The following is a 397-nucleotide window of genomic DNA, read 5'->3' as shown; positions in this document are numbered from 1 at the left end:
GGCGATGTCGTGGAGATCTCTTCGGCCGGGCTCGGAACGCTTAGCAACACCATGCGACTGTCGACGCAATGCCCGCCCTGGACATTCGGCATCTCGGCCCTCTTCAAAAGTCTCGCAAGGCGCGGCTTGTTGTGAGCGGCAATTGTGCTTGGCGCGGCAATCGGGTTAGAAGAGCAGCATGAACGACAACGTCATCAAGTTTAAGAAACCGAACAAGCCGAAGCCGCCGCGCCAGATCAATCCGGCGCTGCGCAAGCTCATCGTGGTCCTGACCATCCTGGTGCTTTTTGCGGCCGCCTGGGGCTATTTCAACTTCTTCGGCGGCCAGCCCGCGCCGTAAGGATGCGGACGCGGTTCTGCCGTTTCCTCACCAGTTGAAGGTCAGCTTGCCCATCAC

General features: G+C 59.7%; 1 protein-coding gene. It reads left to right on the top strand.

Annotated features, from left to right (window positions below; all coding sequences use genetic code 11):
• The first annotated feature begins 178 nt into the window (after positions 1-178).
• The gene (locus SB679_RS23195) at positions 179-340 is read left to right on the top strand and encodes a hypothetical protein (RefSeq protein WP_410704644.1); all 162 of its coding nucleotides are present in this window, start codon (positions 179-181) and stop codon (positions 338-340) included.
• The last annotated feature ends 57 nt before the right edge of the window (positions 341-397 follow it).

The organism is Chryseobacterium sp. SIMBA_029 (assembly GCF_046535275.1).
Lineage (GTDB): Bacteria > Bacteroidota > Bacteroidia > Flavobacteriales > Weeksellaceae > Chryseobacterium.
Note: the sequence above shows the minus strand (reverse complement) of the source record. Positions and strands in the feature narration are given on the sequence as shown.

What these genes read in the sequence shown, in the direction of transcription:
- SB679_RS23195 (WP_410704644.1), top strand. Translation starts at nt 179, where the DNA reads ATGAACGACAACGTCATCAAGTTTAAGAAACCGAACAAGCCGAAGCCG.